At 63.6% G+C, this 346-nt stretch carries 1 pseudogene; it reads right to left on the bottom strand.

The window, feature by feature from the left end:
• Window positions 1-346 (bottom strand): annotated as a pseudogene (locus EN807_RS33475) (ANP1/MMN9/VAN1 family protein); the annotation flags it as partial.

Here is a 346-nt window from a genome sequence, read left to right as displayed (position 1 = left end):
ATAAGCCGGCTCAAGATATCGCGGGGAAATCGCCACACGTCGATATCGACCCACAACGCCCAATCGTCGCTCGCGTCGAGGCCGTGGTCGATCAGGTGGTTTCGCACCTTCGCGATGGCGCCGCGCCTCATGCGCTGCAGGCCTCGCTTGGCGCGCTTCATCCGGTCGAGTCGCAGGCCTGTCTGCTTCTGCAGCAGGATCACGTCCCGATAAATGCGGGTCAGCGGCGCGACGGCTTGCTGCAACCGCTCCCAGCTTCCGTCCACGCTGTCGCCCTCGCAAAAGACCAGCTTGATCCTGTCCTTAGCATAGTCGAGCGCGCCGACGGCATCGAGGAAGGGCTGGA

The organism is Mesorhizobium sp. M5C.F.Ca.ET.164.01.1.1, from assembly GCF_004792125.1.
GTDB lineage: Bacteria > Pseudomonadota > Alphaproteobacteria > Rhizobiales > Rhizobiaceae > Mesorhizobium > Mesorhizobium wenxiniae.
This window is presented reverse-complemented; position numbering and strand designations above follow the sequence as displayed.